Source organism: Methanobrevibacter oralis, from assembly GCF_001639275.1.
Lineage (GTDB): Archaea > Methanobacteriota > Methanobacteria > Methanobacteriales > Methanobacteriaceae > Methanocatella > Methanocatella oralis.
In genome coordinates this window covers 1-3958 of the sequence record NZ_LWMU01000107.1, presented here as the reverse complement: position 1 = coordinate 3958, position 3958 = coordinate 1, and the positions used below count along the sequence as shown (strand labels likewise).

Annotated in this window: 4 protein-coding genes and 1 pseudogene; 4 read left to right on the top strand and 1 reads right to left on the bottom strand. The window is 23.5% G+C overall.

Annotated elements, in window-relative coordinates; translation table 11 throughout:
• The first annotated feature begins 259 nt into the window (after positions 1-259).
• The 4 genes and pseudogenes from MBORA_RS11370 to MBORA_RS11470 form a co-directional block, all read left to right on the top strand.
• Positions 260-385: a hypothetical protein gene (locus MBORA_RS11370; protein WP_282955717.1), complete on the top strand. Its 126-nt coding sequence runs from the start codon at positions 260-262 to the stop codon at positions 383-385.
• Between the two features lie 104 nt (positions 386-489).
• A complete protein-coding gene (locus MBORA_RS08860; protein ID WP_211258397.1) occupies positions 490-699 on the top strand; it encodes a hypothetical protein in 210 nt (69 codons plus the stop codon).
• 105 nt (positions 700-804) lie between these two features.
• Positions 805-1278 carry a hypothetical protein gene (locus tag MBORA_RS08855; protein ID WP_063720563.1) on the top strand — a complete coding sequence of 158 codons (474 nt, stop codon included), beginning with the start codon at positions 805-807 and terminating at the stop codon, positions 1276-1278.
• A gap of 914 nt (positions 1279-2192) precedes the next feature.
• Positions 2193-2623: pseudogene (locus MBORA_RS11470) on the top strand (transposase); the annotation flags it as partial.
• A 230-nt stretch (positions 2624-2853) separates the two neighbouring features.
• Here MBORA_RS11470 and MBORA_RS08845 read toward each other — a convergent pair.
• On the bottom strand, positions 2854-3958 hold a 1105-nt coding region (locus tag MBORA_RS08845), incomplete at its 5' end, for a DUF11 domain-containing protein (RefSeq protein WP_156482717.1).

Sequence of the window (3958 nt, the reverse complement as noted above, 5' to 3'; positions counted from 1 at the left end):
TAAAAATCCTATTCGAAAAGGATTTTTAGATGGAAAAAGCTTTGTTGAAAAATGCTATGTTCAATTAATTCTATCCTATTGAATCAATATTGGATGATAATTATTTTGTTAATAAAAATGGTGAAATCGAAGAGCGTTATCCTTTTTGTAAACATTGTGGTTCTAAAAAAAAAGTTTATTAAGAAAGATTTTAATTGGAGAATTTTGTATTTAGAATCTGGTTTGGCTGTTAAGGTGAAAATAAAAAGATATGAATGCCATGATTGTAAAAGAAAATGTCAATCAGAATTCTCTAAGTATTATGAAAAATACTGCAATTTTTCAAAATAATACTAAAATAATAAAGCAAAAAGATTACCTCCAACATTGGATGGAAATCATATAAGAAATCTTAAAAAATGATTTTAATGAATTATATATCATTATAATATCCTCTTTATGAATCCATTAGAAAAATTACATATTTTTTGGTGATTCACTATAATTTGTGTGATGAGGAATCAGAACTCTCATGGATATTTTGGTTATGACGCACAATGGATTAGAATAGAAGGTAAATGGTGGTATAGACTCGATATATTTGATACAATAAGAAACATGCCCGTAGCATGCCATTATATCATAATAATGAATCAAATAAAACTGTTAAAAATTTTATTAAAAAAAGCATATCCATTAAAATACCGTAAAAGCAGATAGTAACATGGATTCAAAACAAGGATTATGATGAAAATAATGAAATGAATTGGGTTTTGTTCATCAACATTGCATATTTCATTTAGTATAAAAAATATTTTAGAAGCCATGCAATCTGAAATTAATAAAACCGTAAAAAATTACAAGCAGGAATTAAAAATAAAACATCCTGAACTCTCAGATTATAAAATTAAAAAATTAATTAAAGACAAAAAAATATGCTTAGAACAAGAAATAAAAGAATATCTTGAATTATTTTACGAATTATTTAACCAACAAACTTTCAAAAAAGCAATTCGTTATATCGATTTATTAAAAAATGAATTAAAAGGGTTTCCTAAACTTTTATCTGAATATTTAAATAAAAACTTTTTCCCAGAATATAGAAAATTTCTAAAATTCTTAAAAAATCCCTTTAAAGAAAAACTAGAAAGAACTAATAATAAATTAGAAAATTATTTGGGCAATACATTAGATAAACACACAAAAAGAATTTATAGAACTCCTGAAGGCATGTTTGCTTATATTATGTCAAGAAAAAATGGTTGGATCGAAAACCGAAATCAAGACCTAACAAATTGACAGTCCCACAAAAAATCTAACGTTATCATATATGTTATGCTACTATATAATATATTATAACAATATTGGTACTTTCAAAAACTTAAGTGATTTTTAGAAAATCGCATTATTTTCATTCCAATACTTAAGTTTTAGATTAAATTTTTTTAAAATTCCTTCATTTATTTTAAATAATTTTTTAATGTATATTGGAAAGTTTTTTAAGAAGCAATTTTTAATTTTATTAGATTTAATTGCTATTTTTGAGTCATTGAGGTAATTAGTGAGTTTTTTGAATTCTGGAATTATCATAATTGTAGGATAATTTACGAATTACTTTTGGTACATTTGGAATCTATGTAAAATAATTTGTTTCTTTTTTCTTCAACCTCTTTTATTGAATTTGTACCTACAATACTTAAAAAATAAACTTTTTAGGGGGTCTGAATTTTTTTATAAAAATTCTGTTTAATTTCTTTTATTTTTCTTATTTGTGATGTTTATTTTTGATGGTTTGTAAAAATACATTTTAATAGTATTAGATTTATAAAAAAAAGGTTTTAATATTGATAAATTTAAATATTATGTATTACATATATTTATTTGGTGATATAAATGAAATACAAATTAAATTTAGATATTAAAGACCCAAATTATACTTTGTTTGAAAGAAATATTTAAAATTATGAATTCTAGAAAAACCTCTAAAATTTTAGCATCCTTTAGTTTTAAAAATTTAATTATTATGTTCTTTGATTTAGACATTTCCATTATATTAAATAAGTTTGAATCTAATAGAAAAGCTTAGTAAATTCTTTAATATTTTCTGAAGTTTTAAGTGCAGATTAGGTTTATAAAAATTTTTTCACTTCAAGACATGGAAAAAACTTGTAAAATCATTAAATTGAATTTTAAACTCAACAAATAAATAATAACAAAAAGATGACACCATAATTTTTGATAAAGGATTTATTACAGCTATAAAAACTATCAATTAGAAATTAACAAATATAAAAATCGTTCCTTTAATATTTCCAAAAGACAATTTCAAACCACAAAAACTCAATGACCAATTATCATACCCATTAGAAGTATTTAACAAAACAATTAGAACTACAACTAAAAAATCATTATATAACCATCTAAAAAGCGAATTATTTAAAAAGTTAGACCAATGGAAAAAATTCAAACCAATCAGAGGAAAAATAGAAGACTTCTTCAAATTACTTAAACAAGGACTCAACATGAAAGAAATACACAAATATACACCAAAATCCGTTGAAAGAACCGTATATTTAAATGTATTTTTAGAAACCCTAATCATATCACAAGGATTCAAACCATACAACAATTATCCGAGAACTAAAAAAATTCAGACCTTAAATTTTATTATTAAATTTTTCCATGAATATATATCTATAACTTATTAGGGTATAAATTTTTGATAATAAGCTATAAAAACTGTTGATATTCTTTTAAAACTCAAAAAATAGAAAAAAAATGTAATACTAAAATTCAAAAATAATTAATTTTGGTGGATACCCAAAAAAAGAAGTTAACTAGAATTATAAAAAATTCTAGCTATTTTTTTATAAATTATTTTTTTCTTCTTATAATATTTCCTGAAATAACTAATATTGTAAATAAAACTATTAATAAAGGATTACCAGTACTTTCTAAAGTATTAATCCTATTTTCATAATTTGTTTTTGTGTTATTATCATGTTCAGGAGGTTTAGGAGTTATGTTTTCCTTTTTAATTACGTTAACTGTAACATTATCCATGTTATTAGAAGAATTAGTGTCGTTTATTGTATTATTTACAGAAGCAATGTTGGTGTAGTTACCAATTTTTGTTGCTTTTGTGATTATTTCTAAAATTACACTTTCTCCACATGATAAGTTTCCGATGTTCCATTTTCCTGTATTTTTATTATAAGAACCTTTTTTTGTTGAACTACTTATGTATTTGAATCCTTGTGGTAATTTGTCAGTTACATATACATTTAAAGCTTTAGATGGGCCATTGTTTTTGACTTTGATTGTCCAAACAATCTTATCACCAATGTAAACTGTTTTCTTGTTAGATATTTTAGTGATTATTAAGTCAACTATTGGATTTACTTTAATAGTTTTGTTGGCCTTATTATTAGCTTTGTTAGTGTCGTTACTATTTGAATTAACTGTAGCTATATTAGTTATTTCACCTTCTTTGATAACTTTGGTGGTAATTGTTAAAATAATGTTTTTGCCATTATTTAATGTTCCAATTGTCCAAATACCTGAAATTGGATTGTAATTAACTGGATCACTAGAACTTATAAATTTAAGACTATTAGGTAGATTATCAGTGACTTTAACATTATAAGCATTATCTGGACCATTATTTGTAACACTAATAACCCAAATAACAGTTTTACCGATAATACAAGCATTAACATTTACATTTTTAATAATACTTAAATCAGCACTAGAATTAATAATAAAAGTACCATTATCAGTAGCATTACCAGTATTATTACCAGTTTCATTTGATTTAACTATCACAGTATTCACAATAGTTCCAACTACATCACCATTAACAGTAAATACAAGTTTTAAAACAGCACTAGATCCACCATTTAACCCATTAATAAGTTTCCAGGTATTGCCAACTTTAGTCCATTGACTAGTATCCCAACTATTATTTATTAAAGTTAAA

Excerpts from the sequence above, each read along its gene's own strand:
- MBORA_RS11370 (WP_282955717.1), top strand. The coding sequence starts at position 260 with ATGATTGTAAAAGAAAATGTCAATCAGAATTCTCTAAGTATTATGAAA.
- MBORA_RS08855 (WP_063720563.1), top strand. The coding sequence starts at position 805 with ATGCAATCTGAAATTAATAAAACCGTAAAAAATTACAAGCAGGAATTA.